Raw genomic sequence first — 545 nt, forward strand, 5'->3', positions numbered from 1 at the left:
ATTGGGAATTACAAATACTTTGGTTGATTTTTGGGATCAATATTTGGTAGATAGTTTGGATGGAAAAAAATTAGGCATTAATCACTTTGATGAAGAAACTTATAATTTGGTTTGTTTTTCTGGAGTTTTAAAATTAGAAAATAATCAAGCTTTTTTCACTGTTAATTTAAGATATCCTAAAGGAATTACATTTGAAAAAATCCTTTTTCAATTGGAAAAAGCAGCCAAGAGCCAACATTTTTGCCTCAAAACTGCCCTTCATCATCCCATTATGTATGTTGATCCTAAAAGTGAATTAATGCAAACATTATTAAAAGTTTATCAAAAACATACTAATGATTTAGTTTCCAAACCTATGTGTGTGGGTGGTGGTTCTTTTGCAAAATGTGCCCCTAATTTAGTACCTTTTGGACCTACTTTTGTCGATGAAATTTCTTTAATTCATCAAAAAAATGAATCTATTTCAATTGATAAATTAATTACCTTAACTGCCATTTACACAGAAGCTTTATATGAATTAGCAAAATAAAATCAAAAACCTATTG

1 pseudogene is annotated in these 545 nt (G+C 28.4%); it reads left to right on the forward strand.

The window, feature by feature from the left end:
• Positions 1 to 529 (forward strand): annotated as a pseudogene (locus OYV_RS04300) (dipeptidase PepV); the annotation flags it as partial.
• Positions 530 to 545: the final 16 nt, after the last annotated feature.

The sequence above is a fragment of the 'Chrysanthemum coronarium' phytoplasma genome, from assembly GCF_000744065.1.
GTDB classification, from domain to species: Bacteria; Bacillota_I; Bacilli_A; order Acholeplasmatales; family Acholeplasmataceae; genus Phytoplasma; species Phytoplasma asteris.